At 54.1% G+C, this 23,371-nt stretch carries 24 protein-coding genes and 2 pseudogenes; 14 read left to right on the top strand and 12 right to left on the bottom strand.

What is annotated here, in order from left to right:
* Positions 1-78: 78 nt before the first annotated feature.
* From NTD87_RS01080 to NTD87_RS01040, 9 genes and pseudogenes are all read right to left on the bottom strand, one after another.
* Positions 79-285: pseudogene (locus NTD87_RS01080) on the bottom strand (hypothetical protein); the annotation flags it as partial.
* 39 nt (positions 286-324) lie between these two features.
* On the bottom strand, positions 325-1,023 hold the full coding sequence (locus tag NTD87_RS01075; RefSeq protein ID WP_262111255.1) for an outer membrane protein: 699 nt from the start codon (positions 1,021-1,023) through the stop codon (positions 325-327).
* Between the two features lie 104 nt (positions 1,024-1,127).
* On the bottom strand, positions 1,128-1,583 hold the full coding sequence (locus NTD87_RS01070; protein WP_262111254.1) for an SRPBCC family protein: 456 nt from the start codon (positions 1,581-1,583) through the stop codon (positions 1,128-1,130).
* 27 nt (positions 1,584-1,610) lie between these two features.
* The gene (locus NTD87_RS01065) at positions 1,611-5,042 is read right to left on the bottom strand and encodes a beta-ketoacyl synthase N-terminal-like domain-containing protein (RefSeq protein WP_262111253.1); all 3,432 of its coding nucleotides are present in this window, start codon (positions 5,040-5,042) and stop codon (positions 1,611-1,613) included.
* 83 nt (positions 5,043-5,125) lie between these two features.
* A complete protein-coding gene (locus NTD87_RS01060; RefSeq protein ID WP_262111252.1) occupies positions 5,126-6,211 on the bottom strand; it encodes an acyl carrier protein in 1,086 nt (361 codons plus the stop codon).
* A gap of 119 nt (positions 6,212-6,330) precedes the next feature.
* Positions 6,331-8,094 (bottom strand): FAD-dependent monooxygenase, encoded by a 1,764-nt coding sequence (locus NTD87_RS01055; protein WP_262111251.1) that lies wholly within the window; start codon positions 8,092-8,094, stop codon positions 6,331-6,333.
* A gap of 3 nt (positions 8,095-8,097) precedes the next feature.
* Positions 8,098-8,709, bottom strand: coding sequence for an HAD-IB family hydrolase (locus tag NTD87_RS01050; protein ID WP_262111250.1), 612 nt, complete (start codon positions 8,707-8,709; stop codon positions 8,098-8,100).
* Complete coding sequence (locus NTD87_RS01045; protein WP_262111249.1) at positions 8,699-10,219, bottom strand: class I adenylate-forming enzyme family protein; 1,521 nt, start codon at positions 10,217-10,219, stop codon at positions 8,699-8,701. The genes NTD87_RS01050 and NTD87_RS01045 overlap by 11 nt, the downstream gene beginning before the upstream one ends.
* A 79-nt stretch (positions 10,220-10,298) precedes the next feature.
* Positions 10,299-11,312 carry an SDR family oxidoreductase gene (locus tag NTD87_RS01040; protein WP_262111248.1) on the bottom strand — a complete coding sequence of 338 codons (1,014 nt, stop codon included), beginning with the start codon at positions 11,310-11,312 and terminating at the stop codon, positions 10,299-10,301.
* A 439-nt stretch (positions 11,313-11,751) separates the two neighbouring features.
* Here NTD87_RS01040 and NTD87_RS01035 point away from each other — a divergent pair, with 439 nt between their 5' ends.
* Positions 11,752-12,348, top strand: coding sequence for a TetR/AcrR family transcriptional regulator (locus NTD87_RS01035; RefSeq protein ID WP_315975256.1), 597 nt, complete (start codon positions 11,752-11,754; stop codon positions 12,346-12,348).
* A gap of 23 nt (positions 12,349-12,371) precedes the next feature.
* Here NTD87_RS01035 and NTD87_RS01030 read toward each other — a convergent pair whose 3' ends face one another.
* Positions 12,372-13,031, bottom strand: a complete 660-nt coding sequence (locus NTD87_RS01030; protein WP_262111311.1) for an MliC family protein — start codon at positions 13,029-13,031, stop codon at positions 12,372-12,374.
* 262 nt (positions 13,032-13,293) lie between these two features.
* Here NTD87_RS01030 and NTD87_RS01025 point away from each other — a divergent pair, with 262 nt between their 5' ends.
* The 9 genes and pseudogenes from NTD87_RS01025 to NTD87_RS00985 all read left to right on the top strand — a co-directional run.
* Positions 13,294-14,277 carry a GlxA family transcriptional regulator gene (locus tag NTD87_RS01025; RefSeq protein WP_262111310.1) on the top strand — a complete coding sequence of 328 codons (984 nt, stop codon included), beginning with the start codon at positions 13,294-13,296 and terminating at the stop codon, positions 14,275-14,277.
* Positions 14,278-14,526: 249 nt separating this feature from the next.
* Positions 14,527-15,198: an ATPase gene (locus NTD87_RS01020; RefSeq protein WP_262111245.1), complete on the top strand. Its 672-nt coding sequence runs from the start codon at positions 14,527-14,529 to the stop codon at positions 15,196-15,198.
* Positions 15,199-15,624: 426 nt separating this feature from the next.
* On the top strand, positions 15,625-15,987 hold the full coding sequence (locus tag NTD87_RS01015; protein ID WP_262111244.1) for a hypothetical protein: 363 nt from the start codon (positions 15,625-15,627) through the stop codon (positions 15,985-15,987).
* Positions 15,988-16,018: 31 nt separating this feature from the next.
* Positions 16,019-16,321, top strand: coding sequence for an ArsR/SmtB family transcription factor (locus NTD87_RS01010; protein WP_262111243.1), 303 nt, complete (start codon positions 16,019-16,021; stop codon positions 16,319-16,321).
* Between the two features lie 9 nt (positions 16,322-16,330).
* On the top strand, positions 16,331-17,194 hold the full coding sequence (locus NTD87_RS01005; protein ID WP_262111242.1) for a PhzF family phenazine biosynthesis protein: 864 nt from the start codon (positions 16,331-16,333) through the stop codon (positions 17,192-17,194).
* Positions 17,191-18,150 carry an ornithine cyclodeaminase family protein gene (locus tag NTD87_RS01000; RefSeq protein WP_262111241.1) on the top strand — a complete coding sequence of 320 codons (960 nt, stop codon included), beginning with the start codon at positions 17,191-17,193 and terminating at the stop codon, positions 18,148-18,150. Before NTD87_RS01005 ends, NTD87_RS01000 begins: the two co-directional genes overlap by 4 nt.
* A gap of 237 nt (positions 18,151-18,387) precedes the next feature.
* Positions 18,388-18,576, top strand: a complete 189-nt coding sequence (locus NTD87_RS00995) for a heavy-metal-associated domain-containing protein (RefSeq protein WP_262111240.1) — start codon at positions 18,388-18,390, stop codon at positions 18,574-18,576.
* A gap of 7 nt (positions 18,577-18,583) precedes the next feature.
* Positions 18,584-18,796 carry a GDCCVxC domain-containing (seleno)protein gene (locus tag NTD87_RS00990; protein WP_262111239.1) on the top strand — a complete coding sequence of 71 codons (213 nt, stop codon included), beginning with the start codon at positions 18,584-18,586 and terminating at the stop codon, positions 18,794-18,796.
* Positions 18,780-18,875: pseudogene (locus NTD87_RS00985) on the top strand (methyl-accepting chemotaxis protein); the annotation flags it as partial. The gene NTD87_RS00990 and the pseudogene NTD87_RS00985, both read left to right, overlap by 17 nt.
* A gap of 9 nt (positions 18,876-18,884) precedes the next feature.
* Here the strand turns inward: NTD87_RS00985 and NTD87_RS00980 are convergent.
* Entirely contained in the window at positions 18,885-19,502 is a 618-nt protein-coding gene (locus tag NTD87_RS00980; RefSeq protein ID WP_262111238.1) for a class I SAM-dependent methyltransferase, read from the bottom strand.
* 352 nt (positions 19,503-19,854) lie between these two features.
* Between NTD87_RS00980 and NTD87_RS00975 the strand changes: the two genes are divergently transcribed.
* The 3 genes from NTD87_RS00975 to NTD87_RS00965 all read left to right on the top strand — a co-directional run bounded on the left by NTD87_RS00975 (position 19,855) and on the right by NTD87_RS00965 (position 21,651).
* Positions 19,855-20,493: a cytochrome b/b6 domain-containing protein gene (locus NTD87_RS00975; protein WP_262111237.1), complete on the top strand. Its 639-nt coding sequence runs from the start codon at positions 19,855-19,857 to the stop codon at positions 20,491-20,493.
* Entirely contained in the window at positions 20,490-21,281 is a 792-nt protein-coding gene (locus NTD87_RS00970; RefSeq protein WP_262111236.1) for a molybdopterin-dependent oxidoreductase, read from the top strand. Before NTD87_RS00975 ends, NTD87_RS00970 begins: the two co-directional genes overlap by 4 nt.
* A gap of 73 nt (positions 21,282-21,354) precedes the next feature.
* Positions 21,355-21,651: a pentapeptide MXKDX repeat protein gene (locus tag NTD87_RS00965; RefSeq protein ID WP_262111235.1), complete on the top strand. Its 297-nt coding sequence runs from the start codon at positions 21,355-21,357 to the stop codon at positions 21,649-21,651.
* A gap of 482 nt (positions 21,652-22,133) precedes the next feature.
* Here NTD87_RS00965 and NTD87_RS00960 read toward each other — a convergent pair whose 3' ends face one another.
* On the bottom strand, positions 22,134-22,538 hold the full coding sequence (locus tag NTD87_RS00960) for a hypothetical protein (RefSeq protein ID WP_262111234.1): 405 nt from the start codon (positions 22,536-22,538) through the stop codon (positions 22,134-22,136).
* 506 nt (positions 22,539-23,044) lie between these two features.
* On the opposite strand from NTD87_RS00960, the gene NTD87_RS00955 reads away from it, so the two are divergent.
* Positions 23,045-23,299, top strand: a complete 255-nt coding sequence (locus NTD87_RS00955; RefSeq protein ID WP_262111233.1) for a DUF2790 domain-containing protein — start codon at positions 23,045-23,047, stop codon at positions 23,297-23,299.
* Positions 23,300-23,371: the final 72 nt, after the last annotated feature.

Raw genomic sequence — 23,371 nt, 5'->3', positions numbered from 1 at the left:
CTTGGCATTTGATGACAGACGATGCCGATACGTGAGGTATAGCCAACCAATGGCTGTCCGGCCAGCCTGCGATTCCGTAACCGTGCACGCCTTGGGCGCAGGCTCGCAGGCACACTGATTGCGGGCCTCGATCCAGAATTGCTGGTCGATCATGACTATGTCTGGACGCGGTACCGAATGTTCATCCGTGAGCGCCAGGCGTTAAAGACGCGTCAGTTCGATATCCATCTGCGCCAGTTGTGGATCGCGACAGATAAGCCTTTCGACGGGGGGCCTTGCCATTGCGACGCCTCGCAAGTGCAAGGCGTCGAACGGTTTAACCGCTTACAACCAATAATGCAGGCCAATCATTAATGACTGGGCGCTGTAGTCAGTGCGCACATCGCCTTGGGGCAGGCCTTGAATGTCACCGAAGTGCGCATCGCGAGTCTTGAGGTATCGATAGTCCAGGGACATGGACCATTGATCGGTGAGCTCGAAACCGACTCCGGCGCCGAGTTGGTAGGCCGATACGGTGTCGCGATGGGTGTTGCCGAACTGGACGCCGCCGGCTTCAAGGCCACTGACCGACAGGGTGGTGTAGCCCAGGCCGCCGCCAATATAAGGTGTGACCCGACTCAAGGGAGCAGGGAGGTTCAAGAAGTCATACCAGAGGTTGGCCATCAGGCTGGTGGCTTCCTCTTTGCCTTTGCCGGGGATGCTCCCGCCGCCTTCATAGACCCGGTGATCGAACTGGTTCAGGGTGTTCTTGCGGTAGCTCAGTTCCAGTTCAGGTCTGAGCCCAACGGGAAATCGCCAGCCGAATGCCAGTCCGGTGGCGTAGCCGGAGTCCAACGGGTGGTTGAAGTCCATCTCGACAAAATCGAGGTTGTTCTGGCGCAGGTCCTGTGGCGCGACCCAGTTCAGGCCACCCATCGCACTGATGTAGGGGCCGAGCGTGTCGGCTGAACTGGACGCCGGGGCGAAAAAGCCCATGCCTATGACGCCCATCAAGAGGTACTGAGTGTTTTTTTGTAGGTTCATGCTCGGTCCGATGTGTGCTGTTATCGTTCAGTTAGCGAAGCGTGTTCAGGAGCAAGCATTCAACGCGCAGCTCCCGGGCTATTTCATGTTCGGTGCAAAGGCGTTCAAGGCGTGTCGAGCACTGGGCTGTTCATGGCATTCGCCCGTTGTTCAGCCAATGCGCACAGGTTGCTCAGTGCGGTGGTCATTGCCGCAGTCAGCATTTTTCGTAACAGCCCACGGTACAAAAAACTTAAGGGGCCGCAGATCTGCGCGCTGTGGGTGACCTGGGTTTCATGTGGGGAAAGCCTGTGCATCCGGTGATCGAACGTGAGGTCTACCCAAAGCAGTCTTGCGGTATTGCGATAGCTTTCATGCAGCGTCACTTCTTCCAGTTCCAGCGGCATGCTCAGGCCATTTTTGAGGGTGCAAGTGCCTCGGGTTCCAGGCTCGAACGGGCCATTGAGTTGACAATGGCGGACGTCGGTATCCCATAACGGGGCTTCTGAAAAATTGCTCCAGATATTCCATATTTCAGCAGGCGGCGATTTGACTCGGACTTGCACATTTACATCGTTCACGGCGGCACCTTGGTTGTGGGGGCACTGTCAGGCAGCGGGCACGGATTGACTCAGCACTTGAGCGGTAATACTGGCTTGACCGATTTTTTCGCCCCGGTTGAACAGGTCGATATAGATGCGGTTGGTTTTGAAGGGTTGATCCTGTGCATCAAAGCCGGCTTGCGGTGCCAATGACGACGGACTGTTCCTGGGGATTGGCCGATCCAGGGTAAAACTCAAGGCCAGCAGGTTCATTGGGGTATTGAGTGGAATCCGCAGATAGCTGTGGGCAATCTGCATGTAGCACTGGCGGGCAACTTCGAGGAAATAGACCATCGAATAGTGCTCGGGGTCGCCATCCTGGAAGAAGTGCTCATCCGGCAGCTTGAGCGTGTCCACGCTCAAACCTTGAGCAATACCGCTCATGTCACTGACGATGATGTTTTCTTCTCGGGCCTTGTGCAGTAAGGGCTTGTCGCGGCAGCGAGTGGCCGTGAATCCGGCGCCGGGAGACGTCTCGAACGCCGAGCTGTACGCCATGCCAAGGATGCAGGTGCACATCAGCTTTCCGGCCTGCATGACCCTGGCATTGAATACCTGGGGTCCTTCGCCGGGTTCCAGATGCAGATCAATCACACCCTGCTTTTGTACGTATTGCTGGAACTTGATGTTCAGGCTTTTGACATAGGCGACTCGCCCATTCAGTGGGGGCATCGCGAGTTCGATCAGTTGCAATACGCCCTCGAGCAATAAAATGCCGGGGATGTGATCAAGAGGGTGATCGAAGAAATAAGGGTGCGCTTCATTCACCACAAGCTCGGCGTGCAGCGACTGAGGGCTACGCCGAACGTTGGCGATCACGCTATTTTCCGGGCGACGTTGCCAATGTGCGGGGCGCAGGGCTTCAGCGCCACGGTGCAGGGCGAAAAGACCCTCCATGGCACGAACTCTGACACGCAACCCTGAGAGCAGGGTGTTGGTCAGCATGTCGCTGAGTTCCAGTACGTCGACGCCGTCGGGTTGCGGCGCCCTGACAAGGCTGACAGGGCGGGGAGGCTGGATGACTTGCGGCAGTGCGTGGGGAACCGAATGAGCGAAACGCAGGTTGAAGGGATGTTTGATGGCAGTGACAGGTTCGGTCGCCAGCCTCCATTCCTGACGTTTTTCAGTAAATAACCACATCACCGCCTTGCCGGCCTCGCGAACCTCGATCACCGTGTGAGCCGACGCACTCAACATCACCGCCAACAGGGTTTCAATGCCACTGGCTTCGGCAAGGAAACCGGTAATCTCTTGCAGCGGACTGCTTGCATGAGCCGCATCAGGCTGCAGCTCGCAGACTTCAATGTTTTGGTATTGACTCCGCTCTTTGCCGAGCAATTGGCAAGCCTCTTCCAGCGAGTTCGCGGCATGGGCCAGGACCGCCGCGCGGATCACCAGTAAAGGTTTGTCGTCGGAGGTCGGCCGATAGGGACGCAGAGCAATGACTCCCAGTCCCTCACCTTGCATTGTCGATGAGTGCCGGGCGCGGTCGATCTCGATTTCGCCACTGATAAAGCGCCCCGCACCGAGCAAGAGCGTCGTCACTCCCTCCTTGAACCAATGCTGCGACGCCAACAAGGTTTGCCAGAACAAGCCTGCGGTGCCGACCAGCGTTTGGTGGAAGCCCTTGAAGTCAAAAATTTGCGCCGGATAGCCGGACAACATGTTCGGCAACATGGTTGCCACGTCTGCCACCTCCACACCCGGTGGCATGCCCTGGGCCCGGGAATAGAAACTTTGAGCGCTGCTATACGCATTGCTGAAGCGCTCACCACCCATGTTGCAGCACATGACCATCGCGGCACCGGGCGAACCGGCCACGCCTGGCAAGCGTCGCAGCAAATGATTGACGCGATCAGTGATCAACAGCTTGAACGGATCGACATGGGCCAGCGGTTTGGGTCCCATGCCGAAACCGTCGATATCAATGACGCAATCCTGCGCAAGGAATTTCCCCAGCAAGGGCTGAGCGGGAGCGCCAGCGTGATCAACAAAGCGCCCATAAGGGAAACTGACGGATGGCGCTGCTGGCTGATCGAGCTGTTGCTTGAATGAGCGCAATGAAAAGTGACTGCCCAGAGCCGCTTCGGCCTCGACAATGGCAAGGTTAAGCTCCAGCACACCGGAAGCGACCCGGGGGGCGGCCAGGTGGTTGTCGGGGATGTATTCGTCCACCACCAGATGCGCATTGGCTCCCCCAAAACCAAAGCTGGATATGCCTACCCGGATCGCCGACTGACGATCACCAAGGGGCTGTATCTGCTCGGTGGCCAACTTCAGGCAGGTGTCATCGACTTTTGCGCTGGGTCGGTAGTCGGGCTGAGGTGGAATACCTTTGTGACGCAGTATCATCAACGCCTTGGCGAGCGAAGCGCCTCCGGCCGCGGCCAGCGGGTGACCAATGACGGACTTGATCGAACCGATGGCTATTTTTTTACCGTCTGTGCGACGGGGGGCGAAGAAGCTGTTCAACGAGTCCAGCTCTGTCGCATCACCCAACGGCGTACCGGTGCCATGGGTCTCGATGTAGTCCACGTCGTTGGGGTCAAGTCCGATATAGGCACGCTGGTAAGCCGTATATTGGGCCTGTTTCCCAGGCGCAAACACTGAGCCTTCGGCGCCATCGGCCGAAAGCCCTAATGCCCGCAAAACGCCCAGGGGGCGGCGCTGCGCAATCACGGCCTGCGACACGGGTTCGACCAGAAAGGCGACTGCACATTCGCCTGGCACAATGCCGTCCGCGTCCTGGCCGAACGCCTGCATCCGGGCCCGTGAGGAAAAGGCAGTCAGCTGCGAAAATCCCAGAAACAGCGCCGGTGGCAGTACAGTGTTCAGTGCCATGACAATAGCGTTATCCGCCTGTCCACTGTTGACCAGGGCCTGAGCCATATCGATTGCATAGGGGAACGAACTGCAGGCGGTGTCTACCGATAACGCCGGGCCGCCCAAGGCAAAGGCCGCCGCCAGCTCAGCCACTTGTTCACCCGGCGTATAGCCCCGGGATGAATGGCCCCGTGGTGCATCGGCTTGTCCGGACATACCCGTGACGAAATAACTTTCATCACTCCAGGACGTTGCGACCACTAACGCCGTGCGTTCCTTGATCAGGACCGAGCCTTGTCCGGCAAGCTGGGCGATGAGGGTCTGGAGTACTTTTTTGCCTATGGCGACCTGCCGTCCTTCATGCCGTGAAGGGGTTGATACGTCATCGGCCAGGCAATAAGCACTGTCCAGGTAAGTGCGATCCTTCTCTCCTGCCTTTGCCGAATAGATCGACGCCTTATTCAGTTCCCAGCGTGTCAGCATCGAGTGGATAGGCGCTATCTGTCCCTGCGAGAGCAAGTGCCAAAGCGCATCCGTTGACGGTGCCCCCGGAAACTCGCCCGCCATTGCACTGAAGCAAAAATCGCTCTCTGTCCTTGTTACTGCGCCGCTCATACCCTATCTCCTGATTGCCAAAACGCTGGGTGATCTGTCGATCCCCCGGATTCCATGCCATTTTTCCACCGCGGCTCAGTGCATCAGCTCAGTCTTGTCAGAAGCGACAAGGCCTCCTGCGGCGTACGACGCGACATCAGCGCTTCACCAGCAAACTCGCTGGCGGGACACTGTTGCGCCATTGATTGGCAGAGTGTTTCTCGGGCAAAACCGTTGAGTCCCAACTTTGCAAAGGGCGTTTCAATATCGATAGACGTTGGCGCGTCCGGGATCAGGGGCGACAGGGAGTTGAAAAGCAGATGGCTTATCTGCTCTTGGTCGCCTGTTGAGGCAAGTGATTGCACTTCGGATGGCGCTGTCGATGTTGACTCGGGAGCGGCCAAGGCGGCTTTAATCAGTGCAATAGTTTCCTGTGGAAACTTGGCGTTAACCAGTTCAGTGCTGTTGGCCTTGAGTTGTGGCCACAACGCGACGACCGACTCCAGGAAGTCCAACTGCACCAGGGAGTCCAGGCCCAGACTTTCATAGCTTTGTTTCTGGTCGATCTGATCAGCCGTAAAACCGGTGATATTCGCCAGTTGTTCGAGTACCCATGCCTCGACATCCAAGGCAGGCGCCTGCGGATTGGCTTCGAGCCGTGCCAGCAACGCGGTAGGGCTGGGGGCATCAAAGAGTAATGAGGTGAGTTCTTTCTTTTCCGGGAAGTGCTGGGCCAGAGATTCAAAAATATCGACCAGCCCCAGAGAGTCGATACCCAGACTCTCGAAACTTTGATCAAAGTCGATTTCTTCCTTTTTGAATCCTGTCACCGAGCTTATTTCGGCGCGCAACCATTGCCCATAGCTGAGCGCTGGCGTTTGTTCAGCAACGGGGGCCGATGCGAGCATTGCAGCGCTCGAGTGTACGGGCTCCAGCACCGGAAGGCTTTTATTGACGGAAGCTTCGACCCCACGCGAATAAACGCCCTCCAGGACTTGTTGATGAGCATTGAAGTAATGCGCGGTGACGGATTCGGCTTGCTCCAGCAAACGCATCAATATTGATTCTTTTGCTATGTTGGATTCGCACAGTGAATCAATGATCTTCTCTGAAAGAGTAAAATAGCTATTGGCTATTTTTCCATTGGACACGATGAATTCCTGCACAACATCGTTGAGTTCGAAGCGCATGAGGTTCTCCTAACCAAAGTCGGTATATGGTTTTCTATAAGTAAGACATCAAAAGCCATGGCCCAGGGCTGGGCCTTGTGTGTATCAATGAACCAAACAGGCAGTAGCCATATAGAGACTTAGAGTTGAAGTTCCACTGTGCCGATCTCGGAAGATATTGTTTTTCTGGCGCCCTTGAGCAGCCCGGATCTGACGTTCAGATAAGTGATGAACGTGATTGCATCGGCGCCCTGGAAAGCGATGTAGCCATCAGGACGGATCAGCATCAATGTGCCCGCTTTGGCATGGTAACGCTTGTGCAGCCGCCAATCGGGGTCCAACAACGTCGAGTGCCAGAAAGGCAGTTCGGCGCTACTCAGGGCATCGATAACGCAGTAGGCCTTGATGCCTGGGTAATCTTTCTCCACCGACTCGGCCAGCGAGTAATAGCCCGGTAACAAAGGGGAAAACTGATCGGCTGCGCTAAAAATCAACAGCGTGAATGTTCCTTGGAACAAGTCGATCAAGCGTTTGGGTGGCATCCCTTGCAGTTGCCACAGTTCAACATCGGGAGCCAGTTGGCCTGCGCGAGGTGTAGACGTCTGAAATTCGGGTTTCTTGCCTTTTTTGTCCCAGTTCATGCGCTGCTTTTTCGTCAGTGATTCTTGAATGTAATCACTTTTGCCGTAGTGGAACTGATGACCGGAAATCATCGAAGGCAGTTTGCGCTGAACCTTACGCCTGTTGCTCAGGAGTGGCAGAACATTGTCGCGCAGCCAAACGAGGGCGCGATGCTTGAGGGTAATCAGTCTGGTCAGTCGGTGGGCCGTGTTTTCGACTTCCAGGGCAACCGGGTAGCGCTCTTCGTTGTAGCTCTCCAGCAATGATTGCTCCGCCAGACCCTGATCGACATAGGCCATTTTCCACGCCAGGTTATAGGCCTCGGAAACCCCCAGGTTCATCCATTGCCCACCGATCGGGCTGCCGATATGCGCCGAATCGCCGACCAGAAACACCGAGCCCTGTTGCAGCGACTGCACGCGACGGTGTTGAAAAGAGGCGATGGTGGTCGATGAAATGTTCGACAGTGTCATCTTTTGCCCGCGCCCTTCGCACAACCGCTGGAAATTCTCCAGGCTCAAAGAAGGGCGCTCACCTTCTGGCGGCAGCTCATAGGGCATCTCGATGAACAATCGATAACGGGATTGAGCGCTGATCGGCGCAACCGCCACATAGCCGTCCTGCGCACCGAGGAAGAAAGCCCCTTCGTCCTTGCTGCCGGACCACTCGATATCGGCATCGGCCAGCATGAAGAATCGGTCGTAGGACGATCCCTCGTAGGTCATCTCAAGACGTTTTCTAATGTTGCTGCGAGCACCGTCGCACGCGACCACCCAGCGACTGGTAAAGGATTCGTCGTGTCCGTCCGCATGATGGAGCGTCATCTGCACTGACCCTGGCTGGTTTTCTATATCGACCAGTTCGGTATTCCACTCAACATCCGCACCTAACGCGTTAAGTCGCTCAAGCAGAATCTTCTCTGTCTGCGGCTGTGGCAGGCTGAGGAGCAGGGGATAGGTGGCATCCAGGTAGGAAAAGTTATAGTTCAGCACCCGTTTGGCGTTCGACCGCACCGAAAACTGGTTGATAGTGAACCCGCTGCTGATGGCCTTATCGGCGATGCCCAGATCACGAAAGATTTCCAGGGTCCTGGAATGGATGGCCATCGCTTTGGTAGCGGTCGAGGGGCCGGCATTCTTCTCGATAATGCGAAAGGAGACGCCCCACTTTTTCAGCATGATTGCCAGGGACAGGCCAATAGGGCCGGCACCGACGATCATTACTGTCGGGGTGTTGTCAGGTTGACTGAAGTGTTTGGGGGCCAACGTGCTCAGCGTGTTCATCTGTTAATACCAGTTTCTATAGAAGGGAGAGTTGGCAATGCCGAGTAAAGCATCGTCACCCGATGAGTCGCCGTAGGCATAAATGTAAAAGTCATCAAGGTTGCTCAAACAGCCTTTGAGCCGTGTGACTTTCTCTCTCTCAACACAGTTGGCACCTGATATCCCGCCGGTCAATTTGTTCTTCGCCGTCGCCAGGCGGGTGCCGCACACATAGTCAAAACCCACTGACTGCCCCCAGGGAATCAGGTAGTTCTCCGGCGAGTTGCTGACCAGCGCCGTGACATGCCCCCTGGACTGATGCCATTGCAGCCGGCGCAGGGCTTCGGGCCTGAGCCAGCGCGGTAGCTGCTCGGTAATGAAATACTTGGCGTGTTCACGCTCTTGCTCAACCGACAGGCCGCCCAGGTAACAGGCAATGAACGCCAAGCGGGCTTGCATCAATGGCGTGATGCCAAGGATCACACTGAGCATTTTGGGCAGCAGGGGAATGATTCTGAGCCAGAACGATCGGGTGCCCACGATAAAACGCATGTAGCGCCAGAACGTATGCCTGTCGGTCAATGTGCCGTCAAAGTCGAATACGGCCAGTACCGGTTGTGTGCCATTAACTTGCATGGGCCTCTTCCTTGATAGAGATGATCTCGATGGTTCTGGGCAGTTTGAAGCCTGAGAGGTAGCGCGAGAGCAGGGTGGAGATAGCGCTCTGGGTCAGGTCACCGCTCCCTTCAACGCATAGGTGCAAGACGTTGACCTCTTTGTTGTCAGGTACGATGTAAGCTCTTGCGCGCACTACGTCGGGATGCTTCAGCGCGATGGATTCGATTTCGCTCAGGTCGACCATTTGCGCTTTGATTTTTGAGATTCGCAGGCGCTGGCAATAGAAGAACACATGCCCATTGTCATCCCGCCAGACCAGATCACCGGTGTGTAGCCAACCATCACGGAAGAACCGGGCATTGACATCTTCTTCATCGTTGTAGCCGTCAATCAACATTGGGCCGCGTATCAGCAGTTCGCCGATGCGTCCCGGTGCGACTTCCTGCCCTCCAGCATCGACGACCCGCAGTTCTACGCCGGTAATCGGCTGGCCCATGGCACCGCGATGGACCTTGCCAATCGAGCTCTGGACAATCACCGGCATGCTCTCGGTCAATCCATAGCCTTGCAGCACAGGATTGCACCCCAGCAGTTTCCCCAGTTTCTCGGCTTCGTCCGCCGGCAGATGGCTGCCACCCGAATAAATCATCAGTTGAGGGTGTAACGGCAAAAGTTCGCCTTTGCGTTTGGCCAGTCGAGTATTGAAGTAGCGAATGACGTCGGGCACCAGGCAGGTAAAGGTGACCTTATGCTCAGACAAGACTTCAGCCAGGTCCCTGTTGAGCAGGCTGTTGGTAATTAATAATGTGGCGCCCACGCTCAATGGAAAGACCATCATTACGGAAAGTCCGAAGATGGCATACAGCGGCAGCGTCACCAGATGAACAGATCCAACGCCTTGCGGATGAAACTGCTCATGCAGCCCATCGCTCGATTGCGTCAGGTCAAGGTAGCGGTGAGAAACGGCCAGAGGTCTACCGAGGCCTCGATAGGTGAACTGTACCGAGACTATCGGATTGCCCTCGGGCAGTAACAAGGGCTCCGTTTGTCGAGGAAGCTGAAAATAGTCCGTTGCGTTGTCGGGCAGGGGAGCTGGCGGCTCGCTCCCGGTGTTCAACACCAATATGTGATGAACGCCGAAGGCCGGTTGAAACGTCTCGCTATGTTGCTCCAATAGCGTTTCGGTCGTCACTACCAGCGTCGGCCTGGCGATGTCGATGACGCTGGTCATTTCGAACGGCGTCAGTTTGTAGTTGAGGATGACCGGGATCGCACCACGCCCGATGATCGCCAGATAGAAAGCGATGAACTCGACCCCATTGGGTAGAACAAGCGCCACTTTGTCGCCCGGCAATACATCTAATGCTTTAAGGGCCGCATTGCGCTCCTCTGCCTTCGTTCGCAATCCATGGTAAGTGACGGTCTCTTCTTCTTCGTCCAGACTTCTAATAGCAATGTGGTCGGGAAAAGACTCTGAGAAACCGACGAACCGATGCAGAAAACCTTCTTTATATGAAAGGCTCTTCATTTACCAACCTCTCTCAATCCTTGAATATTCGGTTAGACAAAAAGTACTACAGAGACAGGCTATATAAAAAATATTTCAATTAAGCATTTATATAATTGTTATTCCGATACCAGCTCAGGGTATCGGCCAGTGTTTCAGCGACAGGGCGAAATTCACACTTCAGCTCTGTTAGGCTTTTGCTATGGCTGAAGTGGGTACGTCCTTGCTCTTGCTCCATGAGCTTAACGGTGGAGGTACTAATGAGTACCGGTTTTTTCGTGATCCGGTAATAACCTTCATAGATCAAGGCAATCATTCTTAGCATGAACAGTGGAACGTTGCGCTCCGGAGCTTTTACGCCGCTGACACTGGACAGCGCCTGGAAAATACTTTTCATGTCCATATGATTGCCGGCTGCGAGATAACGCTCTCCGGATCGACCGCGTGCGATTGCCGCAATTTGATGTTCCGCCACATCCCTGGCGTCTACCACGGAAAAACTTCCAGGCAGTACTCCGGGCAATTTCTTTCCGACAAAGTCGAGCAGGAATTGTCCTGATGAGGTAGGACCGATATCCCCGGGGCCAAACATCCAGCCCGGCAATACCATGGCGATGAACATGTCCGGGTGCTGCAACAGAAATTCCTGAACTTTTTGCTCGGACAGTATTTTACTCAGGTAGTAATCGTCAGCCTCCACTTCACTGCGAGACATTGTTTCATCGATCACTTGGTCTTTATTGCCCTTCAGGACGGCAATGGATGAAGTATGGACTGCACGACGAATACCGGCGGCATAAGCGGCTTGCAACAATCGCTCGGTTCCGGTCACGTTGGTGTCATACAGTTTCTGCCAATGCTTTCCGCCTTTGTAGCTATCGCGGAAGTAGGCGGCCGTATGGAACAAGGCATCGCAGCCTTGCAAGGCATGGCTGAAGGCATCGACATTGAGCATGTCGCCTTCGACAAATTCGACAGGCAGATTGCCGAATTGCTTCTTGGCCTTTTCTACGGAACGAACCAGTGCTTTTACTTTGACCTTTCGCTTCAGAAGCGCATGTACCACATTGTTTCCGAGCAGGCCAGTAGCACCTGTAACAAAGGCATATTCCATTAAAATCCAGCTCCTGTGAGGTTACCTGCTGCTGCATCGAGATTGATGTCACCGATCTCGATGCCCTGATCAGGTGTTGGATACACCAACGGCGACAGTAAAAACCATTCGGTATCTGAAAATCAAGTGGTATTTCATGACCGTCGTAAGGGCGCCCCCTGAACCTGACCTCAAGCCTCGTGACCGGAGGTTCAGCGCTGCTTCGGTTACAGGCATTCACACCGGTCGAGCGGGGCAAGGCGCCTTGAACATACTGGAACTGATGCCGCTGTATGAGTTGTGACCGCCCCCTCAAGGCTTGAAAGTTTTAAATGCAAAATGATTACGAACGTCTAGCATAAGATACACTTAGTTGAAACAGGCTTTGCGCAGTGACTAGCAGGCTTGTTTTATTTCGTTACAAATTGATATTTTTTGTATGGCCACAGGAGCCGAAGGTGTGATAAGAAAAAGATTAGGTCGAGAAGAAAGTCAGCAAATAACAAGAGATACGCTATTCGAAACCGCTACTGATCTTATGGTTAGGAAAGGCTTTCACGCCGCCAGCGTCAATGCTATCTCTGAAGAGGCTGGTTTTTCGAAGGGTGCTTTTTTTTCAAATTTCGCAAGCAAGGCAGACTTGCTTCTGCAATTGACTCAGCGGTTCAAGAGAGTTGAAATAGACCGATTGAGTGTCACTCTAAGTTCGGGGTATTCGCCGGGTGAACTCGCCCAAGGGTTGAATGCTTATATCGACACACTAAAAGACAATACCGCGTGTGCGATTCTTGATGCCGAGCTGCAACTAATCGCCTTGCGCGATGAAGAATTTTCAAAGCACTACTACGATTTGCATCAAGAAAACAGCGAGGCCTTGGGCAAGCTGATTACCATCATATTCAATCATGCAGGCAAGAAGCCTCCGTTGGCCTATGCTGCTCTTGCAAAAACATTCACTGCTCTGTCGGAGGGGTTGATACTGCAAGGGCATAACGATCCTGCCGCTGAAATAAAACTGGTATTGAACTCGCTTATCCAGACAGCAGAGCCTCTATAGGAACCTTTCTTGCGCCAGAAAAATCAGCCGTCCGACTCGGCCGTACAACTCATTTCCCCTGAGCCTGGCTTCTGGAAAAGGACCACGTTCCCGTTTTGCCAGAAGCTGTAGTTTCCCTGGTAATCCTTGCCAGTGTATTGGATTCCCGAATCACTCGGCACTTGGCTCAGGGTGATCGAGGTGTTCGCCCATTTCAGGTACACCACACCAGGCTGTGTGATAAAGAAGGTGGCGGCAATCAGCGCGTTAAACCCTGTACAACGAAAAACCAGGGGGCCTTCGGTGAGTCTGTCTGGATCCTTGGTTCTCACAATTGCCGAGCCTTGTCGTAGCTGATGCGCGCGCTCGGCATAACTTCGGATCGTGCACGCCTTGGGCGCAGGCTCGGAGGCACACTGATTGCGGGCCTCGATCCAGAACTGCTGGTCGATCATGACTTTGTCTGGACGCGGTACCGAATGTTCATCCGTGAGCGCCAGGCGATAAAGACGCGTCAGTTCGATATCCATCTGCGCCAGTTGTGGATCGCGACAGATAAGCTTTTCGACGGATGCCCTTGCCTTTGCACAGTCGAAGCTGGTCTTGAAGATCGGCGAAGGGGGCGCAGCATTTGCACAGGTGCTCGTCGCCGCGCACACGCTGGCAGCGAGCAGACCGGTGAAAAGGGCCGTGACCGTTTTCATGTTGGCTTCACCCAGATCATTACGTGATGCATCGGTGGCTGGGCGCAGATTACCGGACACAACACCATTTTTGTCAACGATAAAGACCCTCTTCGTCACGAATTCCAACTTGCATAATCCGTTGCAGAATGGCGATATGCAATAAAGGCTTTCTACAGTTTCAACGGTTAGCATTGCGCTTTATCAACGCACCAAACGACAGGGTCGTAAACGTAACGGAGTGGGTCGAGTATTGATCGAACGACGCCAATTTAGCGGAGGCATGAAGGGGAAAAACCTTCGCTATCTGAATGAGCAACCCGGCGAGACTATGCAAACGGTTCGGGCAGGATTTCTGCTGCTTGAACATTTCTCGCTGCCCGCGTTCACCCAAGCGCTGGATACCATTGTCACCGCGAATCTTCTGCGACCCAAGTCGTTCTCTTCCCGGACGTTTTGTTTGAACGATGGGGAGGTCGTCAGCGATCTGGGCCTGGTCATTCGGCCAGATGCCCGTATCGAATGTTCAATGATTAAAGACTTGGATCTACTGGTCATTTGCGGCGGCTACAGAACAGAACTCAAGGCAACGGAGGAATTCATTCATGTGCTGAGAACTGCCGCAGACCTGGGTGTCAGTCTGGCCGGGTTGTGGAATGGCGCATGGTTCCTGGGACGCGCAGGATTACTCGACGGTTACCGTTGCGCCATTCACCCTGAACATCGCCCCGCACTCGCAGAGTTCTGCAAGGCGACGCAGGTCAGCAGTGAGCCCTATGTCATTGATCGAGACAGGCTCACGGCATCCAGTCCCTCTGGAGCATTTCATATGGCATTGGACTGGATCAAAGGACTGCACGATAAAGCCCTCGTCGAGGGTATCGAGGACATCCTGGCTTTCGAGGAGTCGCGCTACCGGCGCATAAAACCAACTGAAAATATCTGTCTGAGCGCGCCATTACGCGAGGTGGTCAAGCTGATGGATGCCAACCTCGAAGAGCCTTTGGAGTTGGAGCAACTGGCGGTCTACGCTGGCCGTTCACGCCGGCAACTCGAACGCCTGTTCAGGGAGCAACTGGGAACAACACCGCAACGGTATTACCTGGAACTGCGTATCACCGAGGCACGTCGACTTCTCCAGCACACAGAGCTGTCCCAGGTCGATGTGCTGGTTGCCTGTGGCTTTGTTTCGCCCAGCCATTTCAGCAAGTGCTATAGCTCGTATTTTGGCTACCGACCTTCCAAAGAAACGCGGCTAGTAAAGTAAAAAGTACCAGTGACTTAGTAACGGTGGATCGGCTAGGCCACTTTGATTCCGGGAACCGTCCGGCCAACACACCTTCCTGATCCCAGCGCTTACCTGAGAAGCAGGCCGGCGCGATCGTCAGCCTATGTCGCCCGACGCTTTCCACCATTCGTTTAATTGATAGTTATCATCAAGGAATGCAAGTTCTGTTTTGCCGGCAAAGGAGGAGGATAGCGCTATGCCGAAGCCGCCTCTGAAGGAACATACGCGATGAGAATTTCTACCCTGCTGACTCTTGTCGCCGTATTGAGCGGTGGTGTTGCAGCCATAGCGCCTGCCTACGCTGCCGGTGAGCAGACCTGCCATTTTCTACCGATGGCCGACAGCGCCACTGGCCTGCAGCATGCCCAATCAGCGGGCGTGCTTTACAGCGAAAACACCGTCAACACCCTCGAATACCTGGAGCAGTACCACTCTGTAGCGCTGAACGGCGCGAAGAATCCCGCGCTGGATTCGCGCATCAGCAACGCCTTCGTCAACAGCTCTGATCCGAAACTGGCGATCGACTGGCTCAAGAGTTCGCTGCAGAAAGAGTTCGCCTCGGTGACCGTGTACGACAACCTCGATGCTCTGGTGCAAGCCCATCCTGACGTGGTTGTGATGTTGGACACCTACAGCCGTCTGGTGTCGAAGCGCAACAACCAGGTTGAAGCGCGATTCATGGCCAAGTTCTACGATTCGAACCTGCAATACATCGGCAAGGCCGAAGGCTACCGTGGAAAGGAACTGCCCTCGGTCTGGGTTCATGGCAAAGCGGCTCCGGAGATTGCCGCGCAAATTAACCAGCAACGTGACCTGCAAGTAGACGCCCTGAAGCAGTTCGATGCGTCGCTGAAGGCGCTCGTTACATCCAGCGAAGTGGCTCAGCTCGCAACCAACTGATGGCGTGGCCCCTAGGCCGCATCCGAATTTCGGTGCACATTGGCACGACGGGGCCAACTGTTCAGCAATGCTTCGAGTTCAGCATCGCCTATCAGCCCTACTGGATATCGTTGCAAAAGCTCGGCTCTGTACTCAGCCGTTTGCATTGCCGGCATTTGATTCCTCCATGGTGCGCCGATCATTCTCTTCCGTGAGTCTGTGTTCGCAGCTAAACGTCGAATTTTCTTCCGGCACTCTGCGTTCATAAGATCACCCTCTAGCGTGTTAGCGAGGGAAAGCTACGGGGGTTGTGTGACAGAAATAAGGCAGGCGGGCGATATCAGATTAATGGCAACTCTCTAAAGCCAAGCAGGCCTTCCAACAACGCTGAGGTTCTGTCATTTCACCAAAACGCTTCGAAAGCAGATTGATCGATTACATGCTGCCGTGGATGACGTTCAATTTGATCGGCATGAATTGAAAATACTGGTCAAACGAACCCGTTGTCTAACCGAAGCGTTCCCCGAGTTATCTCCCTTGTCGAGGGATGCAGCTAGATCGCAAAAGGAGCTGCAATCAGCATTGGGCTCTTGGCATAACCGCTATCAGTGGTGTCAAAAAGCGCCGGTCGAAACCGATCTGCGTCCGCTGGAGCAGACCTGGTTATCTTCTGCTACTACCGCCCTTGAAAAGGCCGAGGCTCAATGGGTAGGTCTGGTGGATGGCCAATGCCGTGCTCGGATTAAAGTGCTCAGATTGAATGGCAGGTTCGTCAGCATTGACTTACTAGGAGCGACGGTTATCATTTAGCTATTATGCGAAACAGCTAAAAGGTAGAGCTATGATGGATTATCTTGTTGTGCTTAAGGCATTGGCCAGCGAGCCACGTCTTCGTGTTCTCGAATGGCTCAAAGAACCCGTGACGCATTTCCCCCCGCAAGTGGATGGCGACTTTGAGGCTGACGGCGTTTGCGCCGATTACATCCGCGAGAAGCTCGGCGTTGCCGCTGCCACTGCTTCGCGTCATCTGACGCTTCTAACCGATGCTCAGTTGCTTATTGCGACACGTAAAAAAGGCTGGGTGTTTTACCGACGTAATGAGGTTGCTATCACGCAACTCTCCCAAGACCTTAAAGAGCTGTGAAGGATCACCATGACCATTGAATTCATTCACGTTGATGTTTTCAGCTCCACTCCATACAGCGGGAACAGTCTTGCGGTCATCTCCGATGCTCGAGGCTTGAGTTCCGATCAGATGCTACGTATTACGCAAGAACTACGACACTTCGAAGCAATTTTTCTTGAGCAGACCGAACACCCTCAGACGGTTCGTGCTCGAGTCTATGATTTGTTCGGAGAGTTACCTTTCGCGGGTCATCCGATCATCGGGGCAGCGGCAACGCTTTTCGATTCCACAAATAAGGCCGTGCGCCAAACCTGGCAGGTGATTTTGCCAAGCAAAACTGTCAGCGTTACCACCGAACGTACTGATCGCGGCTTCTACGCTCTGCTCGATCAGGGAGCTCCGGAATTCCTCGGTTCGGTATGTGACCGCGATGTAATTGCTCGAGCGTTTAACCTAGAACTCAGCGATTTACATGCCGACCTTCCTATGGAAGTGGTCAGTACGGGCCTGCGCTATTTGGTTGTGCCAGTTCAAGCCGATGTGCTTGAACGTGCGCGTATCGTGGCGGACATCACTGAACTGCTATCAGACGTAGGCGCGCAATTTGCAGTACTGCTCGACGAGACGGCGCTCGAAGTGCGGCACTGGAACAATGACGGGATTATGGAGGATGTCGCCACTGGCAGCGCCGCAGGAGTTATCGGTGCGTACCGTTTAAAACATGGTTTGGCTAGACCTGGTGAAATATTCACGCTTCATCAGGGGCGCTTCACTGGACGCCCGAGTGTGCTTCGTGTGAAGCCCGAAGGCAGCAGCAGCGCAGTCACTACGGTTAAGGTCGGCGGGGACGTTGCCTTCGTTGGGCGTGGCACATTGGAGGCGCTGCCATGAGTGTTCGCGTAATAAACGCCGATGAACTTCGGGCACTTGTGAAATTTGAGGACTTAATCGAACCTGTTTCCCGCGCCTTTCAGGAATCTAGCGCTAAGCAGGCCGAGAACGGCTTGATCGTAATGTTTCCCGCCGCTACACCAGAGTTGGGTGATGTTGTCATCAAAACCGGAACCTTACGCGGACATCGCGTGTACATCGTCAAGGTTTCACCCTGGTTTAAGGTCAACCTCGAACGAGGCCAGCCCCAAGGGGGATTCATTGGAGTCTTCGACGCAGACACGGGGCATACGCTTGCATTGCTCAATGAAGAACATTACCTCTCAGACATACGCACTGCCGCAGCGGGTGCGCTAGCTGCTCGAGCGTTCGCGCCAACCAGAATCAAAACAGCGGCCGTTCTCGGTTCAGGTGTGCAGGCATATTGGCAACCGCAAGCTCTTTATCGCGAGCGCCCATTCGAGACACTGCTGATCTGGGGACGCAATGTAGACAAAGCCAACTCTCTGAAAAATCGCCTGATTGAGAGGTTGCCCAATGTCGAAATCCGTGTGACCAGCGACCTAGAGAAAACGGTTCGCAGCACCGATGTGCTCATCACTGCGACGCTCTCCAGGGAACCACTGGTACGAGGAGAATGGTTACGCGAAGGGCAGCACATAACAGCCGTTGGCGCAGACGATCCGACCAAGTGCGAGTTAGACGCCGTGGTATTGCAACGTGCTCGGGTCTTCGTAGACTCGATCGAGACGACGGTTTCGAATGGAGATGTTTTACGCGCCATTCAACAAGGACAATACCGCCCTGAGAGCGTGGCGGGGGAAATAGGTGAGGTGTTGGCTGGGCACAAGATTGGACGCACGAAGAGTGCAGATATCACAGTGGCAAAACTCGTTGGTATTGGTGCGCAGGATTTGGCCGCGGCCGAATATGTGCTCGAAAACCTGTCCAGCTAAAGCACCAATGCTGGTATGTCCTCCGGCCGCGCTTTTTCAGTTCGGCATGGCTGCGTGCTTAAGGTCGGAGTAGGCCCGGCAAACCTGTAACTATTACAGACTCCTTGACTCCGTACCTAAGTACGATATCTAGAATGATACAAGCGGCAGCAGCTCACGTTCTGGATCGTCGCCACACTGTTGCTCGCTCTACTCGCCGTACCGTCACTGGCTCCACTGTTTTACTAGGAGTTCCCCATGCGCAAACTACTAATGATCATGCTGACCGCCATTCCCTTTGCGGTGCTGGCTGCGACTCCCAAGACGGTCAAGGTCGATTTCGACAAGAAGACTGCCACCGTCACCTATGACGCTGACCAGTCCCAGCCCGAAGCACTGACCGGGGCAACCACAAACGCAGGTTACCCCTCGACCGTCCACAAGTGAGGCGTTAATGGACACCATCGTTCTTGAGTCTGTGCTGACCTGCCCGCAATGCGGTTTTGCGAAGCTGGAAACCATGCCTACGAACGCTTGCCAGTTTTTCTACGAATGCAGCAACTGCAAGGCGCTGTTGCGCCCAAAGGCGGGTGACTGCTGTGTGTTCTGTTCGTTTGGCTCGGTAAAGTGTCCGCCGATCCAGCAGCAACGTGAATGCCGCCATTGAGGCGGCAAGGGCAGGGGAGGCGGGACGCTGCTTTGCAGTGGTTGCTGATGAAGTTCGCAACCTGGCGCATCGTACTCAGTAAGGGCTCTCAGATTACCTTGCGGCAAAAACAGTAAACGAACTTCTGCTCATTGCCCCCGGGGGTATGGTGAGACTCTTTTTCATGTCCAAGCAAAACAAACGGCTCACCAAATTCGGCATGAAGCTCATCGGCATCGTAACGCATTACCGGCAAGCCACTGCATTTGCTTGGCCCATCCTCCGCAAAGGTTGCCACGATGACCAGACCTCCAGGTTTAACCGCCCTAAGCACCGCCTGGACATAGGCATGCCGCTCTTCTGCTGTGGTTAAAAAATGAAATACGGCTCTGTCATGCCACACATCGTAGGCGTTCGAATCAAGCTTGGTTTCGAGGATATTGGCTTCTTGCCACTGTACGCTCGAAGCCTGGACGCCGAGCCTGGTTTTTGCCGTGGCAAGCGCTGCCCCGGAAAGGTCAAGCACCGTGACGTTTTCATAGCCGTTAGCCAAGAGATCATCAACCAGCGTTGATGCGCCGCCGCCAACATCAATGATCGAAGCCGTAAGCGGTACGCCCGCCTCTCGAATCAACTTGAGGGAGAGTGCGGCATGCTCTTGAAACCAACTGACCTCATCGGCGGTTTTGGTCGTGTAGACGTTTTCCCAGTGATCCTTGGATTGCATAGTTATTTCTCTGGGCTGTTTTGCGAAATAGAGAGGGTTATGCACCTGCTCTCCACGGCTTGGAGCGCTCACATTGAGCCTTGTTAATCGCGCTTTCAAATTCCCCGTACATTCCGCGCCGGTTGTGCAATCCAGTCAAGGTGTCATCTTTGGCCAAGTAATCCAGCATCGCCGTCTGTTCGCCGACTTTCGCGTACAAACCCCATGCGCGTGGCGAGTACGCCTCTGCACCCTCTGATACGGGCGTCTAAAATTGGCTTCGGAGTTATCACGTTTAATTTAACTTTGCGTGAGGATTTGGGGATGTGTAGGCCTACATAATTCCCAACAAACCTAACGCTTGGAGCCGATCATGTCAGCGTTGCCTACATCGACCAGCGCTACCTCTCCGCATCCGGTGATCAGCCATCCCCGCTGGCTAAGGTTGACTCATTGGTTGAATGCTTTGGCCGTGCTGGTGATGGTCACCAGTGGTTGGCGAATCTACAACGCATCTCCTTTGTACGACTTTAGCTTTCCAAAATCGATCACTCTGGGCGGTTGGCTGGGCGGGGCACTGCAGTGGCATTTCGCTGCAATGTGGTTGCTGGTTTTCAACGGCCTCGTCTATTTGATCATCAATGTTGCCAGTGGCCGTCTGTTCCGTCGCTTTTTTCCGGTATCACCCAAAGGTGTGGTGCGTGACCTATGGGCTGCGTTGAAAGGACGCTTGGGGCATGCCGACTTGAGCTATTACAACCAGGTGCAACGGGTTGCTTATCTGTTCGTAATGGTCGACATCGCGATGATGGTTGTTTCCGGGTTGGTGCTTTGGAAGTCCGTTCAGTTCGCAACACTGCGCGAGTTGATGGGTGGCTACGAGGGCGCACGTCACGTGCACTTCATCGCAATGGCACTGTTGATGGGGTTCGTCGCGGTTCATCTGGTGATGGTCGCACTGGTTCCTAAAACGCTGTGGGCGATGATCGTCGGTCGCAAGGAGCGCGTATGAACAAGCGAAAAGAAGGGGCGGGGCTGGACGAGTCGTCCATCCTGACAGACGCCAGAAAAATCATTGCGCCTCAAATACAAATAGAAGACCGCTCACGCCGGTCGTTTCTGCTACGAGGCCTGACCCTCGGCGGCGTGGCCATGTTGTCCGGTTGCAACCTGACCGACAGCGAAAGCGTTGAGACCGCGTTGTCCTCAATGTCCCGGTTCAATGATCGGGTGCAGGGCTGGTTGTTCAACCCCAACGCACTGGCACCGACCTATCCGGAGTCGATGATTACCCGACCATTTCCCTTCAACGCCTTCTACGACATTGATGAGGTACCTGTTGTCGAGGAGGCCGATTATCGACTGGAAGTGACCGGACTGGTCGCGGACAAGCGCAGTTGGCGGCTCGAAGAACTGCGAGCCATGACGCAGACCGAGCAAATCACTCGGCACATCTGCGTCGAAGGCTGGAGCGCAATCGGTCGGTGGGGCGGGGTACGGTTCAGCGATTTCCTGAAGCGGGTCGGTGCCGACACGGACGCGAAATATGTCGGCTTCAAATGTGCGGACGACTACTACACCAGCATCGACATGGCCACCGCACTGCATGCGCAAACCCTACTGACGCTGACCTATGACGGTGCAGTTCTGCCTCGTCAGTACGGCTTCCCGATGAAACTGCGTATGCCCACCAAGCTGGGCTACAAGAACCCCAAACACATTCAGGCGATATTCGTCAGCAACACCTACAGTGGCGGCTACTGGGAAGACCAGGGTTACAACTGGTTCGGCGGCAGCTGACAGAGCGCTGAGCAACGTCACCGCGCAGCCCTCGCTGCGTTCATTCGCAACCTGTGCTTCAAGGAGTTACATCATGAAAAAGTTAACGACTGCCATACTCTCAATGTGCCTGGCACTGGGCGTGGCCAGTGTGTATGCCGCCGATACCATGAGCAACGACAGCATGAGCAATGACACCATGTCGAAAGACACAATGAAGAAAGACACAATGAAAAAGGGCACCATGTCCAATGACTCCATGGGCAAGGACACCATGAAAAAAGGCACTATGTCCAAAGACACCATGAAGAAGGACACGATGAAAAAAGGCACTATGTCCAATGACTCCATGGGCAAGGACACGATGAAGAAAGACGACATGGCACAGTAAGTTTTCCCTTGGTGCGGAAACTGTTGAGGCTTGGAGGATGCCATCAACATTCGCGATAAAAACCGACAGCGGGGAGATCGTCGAAACCCAAGGCAGCAATCACAAAATGACTCGCCATGAACACGGAGTACATGGCCCGTTAGTGCCTTGCGAGGCTCATGAACATTTCTTACATAGCACATCGTTTAACATAATATACATTATGCGTACCTTTGTATTCTTACGTGGGGACTCTGATGGTCAGATTTGGAGCCAGGCTAGTCCCCTCAGCGCGTCGTTCATCCCTCGCTGTGATTGCAGGAACACACTGACCATGCACGATGACAGCATCATGGACCCGCAGCGGAATTGTGATGAACTGCAATGCAAATACTGCGGCTTTGAACCATCTGGATTTTGTAGGCATTTCACATCCCCTGACTATGCCGGATTGGCGACAAGTCAACGGTGACGGGATCCGCTCCCGGTGTGACGTGGTGAAATCAGGGCATCGTGATGCCTGGGTGCATCTGTTGATCGAGCGACCTAATCTCGCGGTGCAGCCAGTCAGTATTGGGTGCACATTGCAGAAGCTGCGTTAGAGACACGATGAAGTCATGCAGCGGCCCGCTGTGGTCGCCGTGCTTGTCGGTCTGCCGACCGTAGCTTATAGAGCCACAACCTTCATGACAGATCAGCCAGGCATGCCGGATCGCATTAATCAGCTGATAACGGGCGCAGCTTAGCTTCATCCTGGGAGTTGTACCGAGTATCACGTTGGCAACAGTTGCAGATTTGGCTTGAAGGATCTCAATAACCTTTGGGAAAAGAGAGAATTTTAAATCCTTCATCTGAACGCCTTGGCGTAACTTCATACGCCGATTAAGTGCTCTTTTAGGGTCCAGCATGCCTTGAAATCCCTGAAAATTCTTTGCCCTACTCTAGCGGCAGCCGCCCTACTTTATAATGGCTAATAGTTATAACTAAACTAAATCTCTATTTAGTTGAGCTAATTAATACTGCATTGAAATTCTGCCAGCGGTCTGTTCTGCCAACTAACTATAACTCTTTGATGCCACTACTGCCCTGCTCCTCAAATAGACCAATATGTACCGCACATGAGGGATTCATCTATGCAAAATCCTGCTGCTGGCGTTGTTGTTTGCGGTCGTCGCTCAGGCGGACGATCGACGAGGTAACGCCATTTCGCTCCTGCCGGTGCTGATTGATCCAGCGCTGCAAAGCAGACTCGATCACCTCAGCGACATGCCGCTGGAGCACATCAGCCTTAGCCTCGGACAAGATTGCATTACAACTTTGTCATTGTGCTGTTCGTCGGCTGTTGGAGTTGCCTTGTTACTGTGAATTCACTGCCAAACAACAGGCAGCCCACCTTAGACAGGGAGATACTGCCATGAAACTGTTCATACTCGGATTCGCCGCCCTCCTCGCCACCGGTTCAGCCTTCGCCGATACCACCGACACCTCGGCGGTGATCCACGACAAGATCGGTTTCTTCTTCCACTTGGACGTTGCGAAAGTCATATCCATGACTGACATTTCGGACCAATGCGGCGTAACTCCGGCCCGTCTCGATTACCTGGATCATCAGGCGCGGGAACATGTGCTGGACTATCAGGTTCAAGGACGTTGCACGAACGAAAACTGATGGGATGCTTTTACACATGGCTGTACGAGAGCAGGCAATACGCAACACAACCTGATCATTGGGCTAAACTTG

It is taken from the genome of Pseudomonas sp. 6D_7.1_Bac1 (assembly GCF_025465945.1).
In the GTDB taxonomy this organism is placed as follows: domain Bacteria; phylum Pseudomonadota; class Gammaproteobacteria; order Pseudomonadales; family Pseudomonadaceae; genus Aquipseudomonas.
Note: the sequence above shows the minus strand (reverse complement) of the source record. Positions and strands in the feature narration are given on the sequence as shown.

What these genes read in the sequence shown, in the direction of transcription:
- NTD87_RS01075 (WP_262111255.1), bottom strand. Translation starts at nt 1,023, where the DNA reads ATGAACCTACAAAAAAACACTCAGTACCTCTTGATGGGCGTCATAGGC.
- NTD87_RS01065 (WP_262111253.1), bottom strand. Translation starts at nt 5,042, where the DNA reads ATGAGCGGCGCAGTAACAAGGACAGAGAGCGATTTTTGCTTCAGTGCA.
- NTD87_RS01060 (WP_262111252.1), bottom strand. Translation starts at nt 6,211, where the DNA reads ATGCGCTTCGAACTCAACGATGTTGTGCAGGAATTCATCGTGTCCAAT.
- NTD87_RS01055 (WP_262111251.1), bottom strand. Translation starts at nt 8,094, where the DNA reads ATGAACACGCTGAGCACGTTGGCCCCCAAACACTTCAGTCAACCTGAC.
- NTD87_RS01050 (WP_262111250.1), bottom strand. Translation starts at nt 8,709, where the DNA reads ATGCAAGTTAATGGCACACAACCGGTACTGGCCGTATTCGACTTTGAC.
- NTD87_RS01045 (WP_262111249.1), bottom strand. Translation starts at nt 10,219, where the DNA reads ATGAAGAGCCTTTCATATAAAGAAGGTTTTCTGCATCGGTTCGTCGGT.
- NTD87_RS01040 (WP_262111248.1), bottom strand. Translation starts at nt 11,312, where the DNA reads ATGGAATATGCCTTTGTTACAGGTGCTACTGGCCTGCTCGGAAACAAT.
- NTD87_RS01030 (WP_262111311.1), bottom strand. Translation starts at nt 13,031, where the DNA reads ATGAAAACGGTCACGGCCCTTTTCACCGGTCTGCTCGCTGCCAGCGTG.
- NTD87_RS01025 (WP_262111310.1), top strand. Translation starts at nt 13,294, where the DNA reads ATGAAGGGGAAAAACCTTCGCTATCTGAATGAGCAACCCGGCGAGACT.
- NTD87_RS01020 (WP_262111245.1), top strand. Translation starts at nt 14,527, where the DNA reads ATGAGAATTTCTACCCTGCTGACTCTTGTCGCCGTATTGAGCGGTGGT.
- NTD87_RS01010 (WP_262111243.1), top strand. Translation starts at nt 16,019, where the DNA reads ATGATGGATTATCTTGTTGTGCTTAAGGCATTGGCCAGCGAGCCACGT.
- NTD87_RS01005 (WP_262111242.1), top strand. Translation starts at nt 16,331, where the DNA reads ATGACCATTGAATTCATTCACGTTGATGTTTTCAGCTCCACTCCATAC.
- NTD87_RS01000 (WP_262111241.1), top strand. Translation starts at nt 17,191, where the DNA reads ATGAGTGTTCGCGTAATAAACGCCGATGAACTTCGGGCACTTGTGAAA.
- NTD87_RS00995 (WP_262111240.1), top strand. Translation starts at nt 18,388, where the DNA reads ATGCGCAAACTACTAATGATCATGCTGACCGCCATTCCCTTTGCGGTG.
- NTD87_RS00990 (WP_262111239.1), top strand. Translation starts at nt 18,584, where the DNA reads ATGGACACCATCGTTCTTGAGTCTGTGCTGACCTGCCCGCAATGCGGT.
- NTD87_RS00980 (WP_262111238.1), bottom strand. Translation starts at nt 19,502, where the DNA reads ATGCAATCCAAGGATCACTGGGAAAACGTCTACACGACCAAAACCGCC.
- NTD87_RS00975 (WP_262111237.1), top strand. Translation starts at nt 19,855, where the DNA reads ATGTCAGCGTTGCCTACATCGACCAGCGCTACCTCTCCGCATCCGGTG.
- NTD87_RS00970 (WP_262111236.1), top strand. Translation starts at nt 20,490, where the DNA reads ATGAACAAGCGAAAAGAAGGGGCGGGGCTGGACGAGTCGTCCATCCTG.
- NTD87_RS00965 (WP_262111235.1), top strand. Translation starts at nt 21,355, where the DNA reads ATGAAAAAGTTAACGACTGCCATACTCTCAATGTGCCTGGCACTGGGC.
- NTD87_RS00960 (WP_262111234.1), bottom strand. Translation starts at nt 22,538, where the DNA reads ATGCTGGACCCTAAAAGAGCACTTAATCGGCGTATGAAGTTACGCCAA.
- NTD87_RS00955 (WP_262111233.1), top strand. Translation starts at nt 23,045, where the DNA reads ATGAAACTGTTCATACTCGGATTCGCCGCCCTCCTCGCCACCGGTTCA.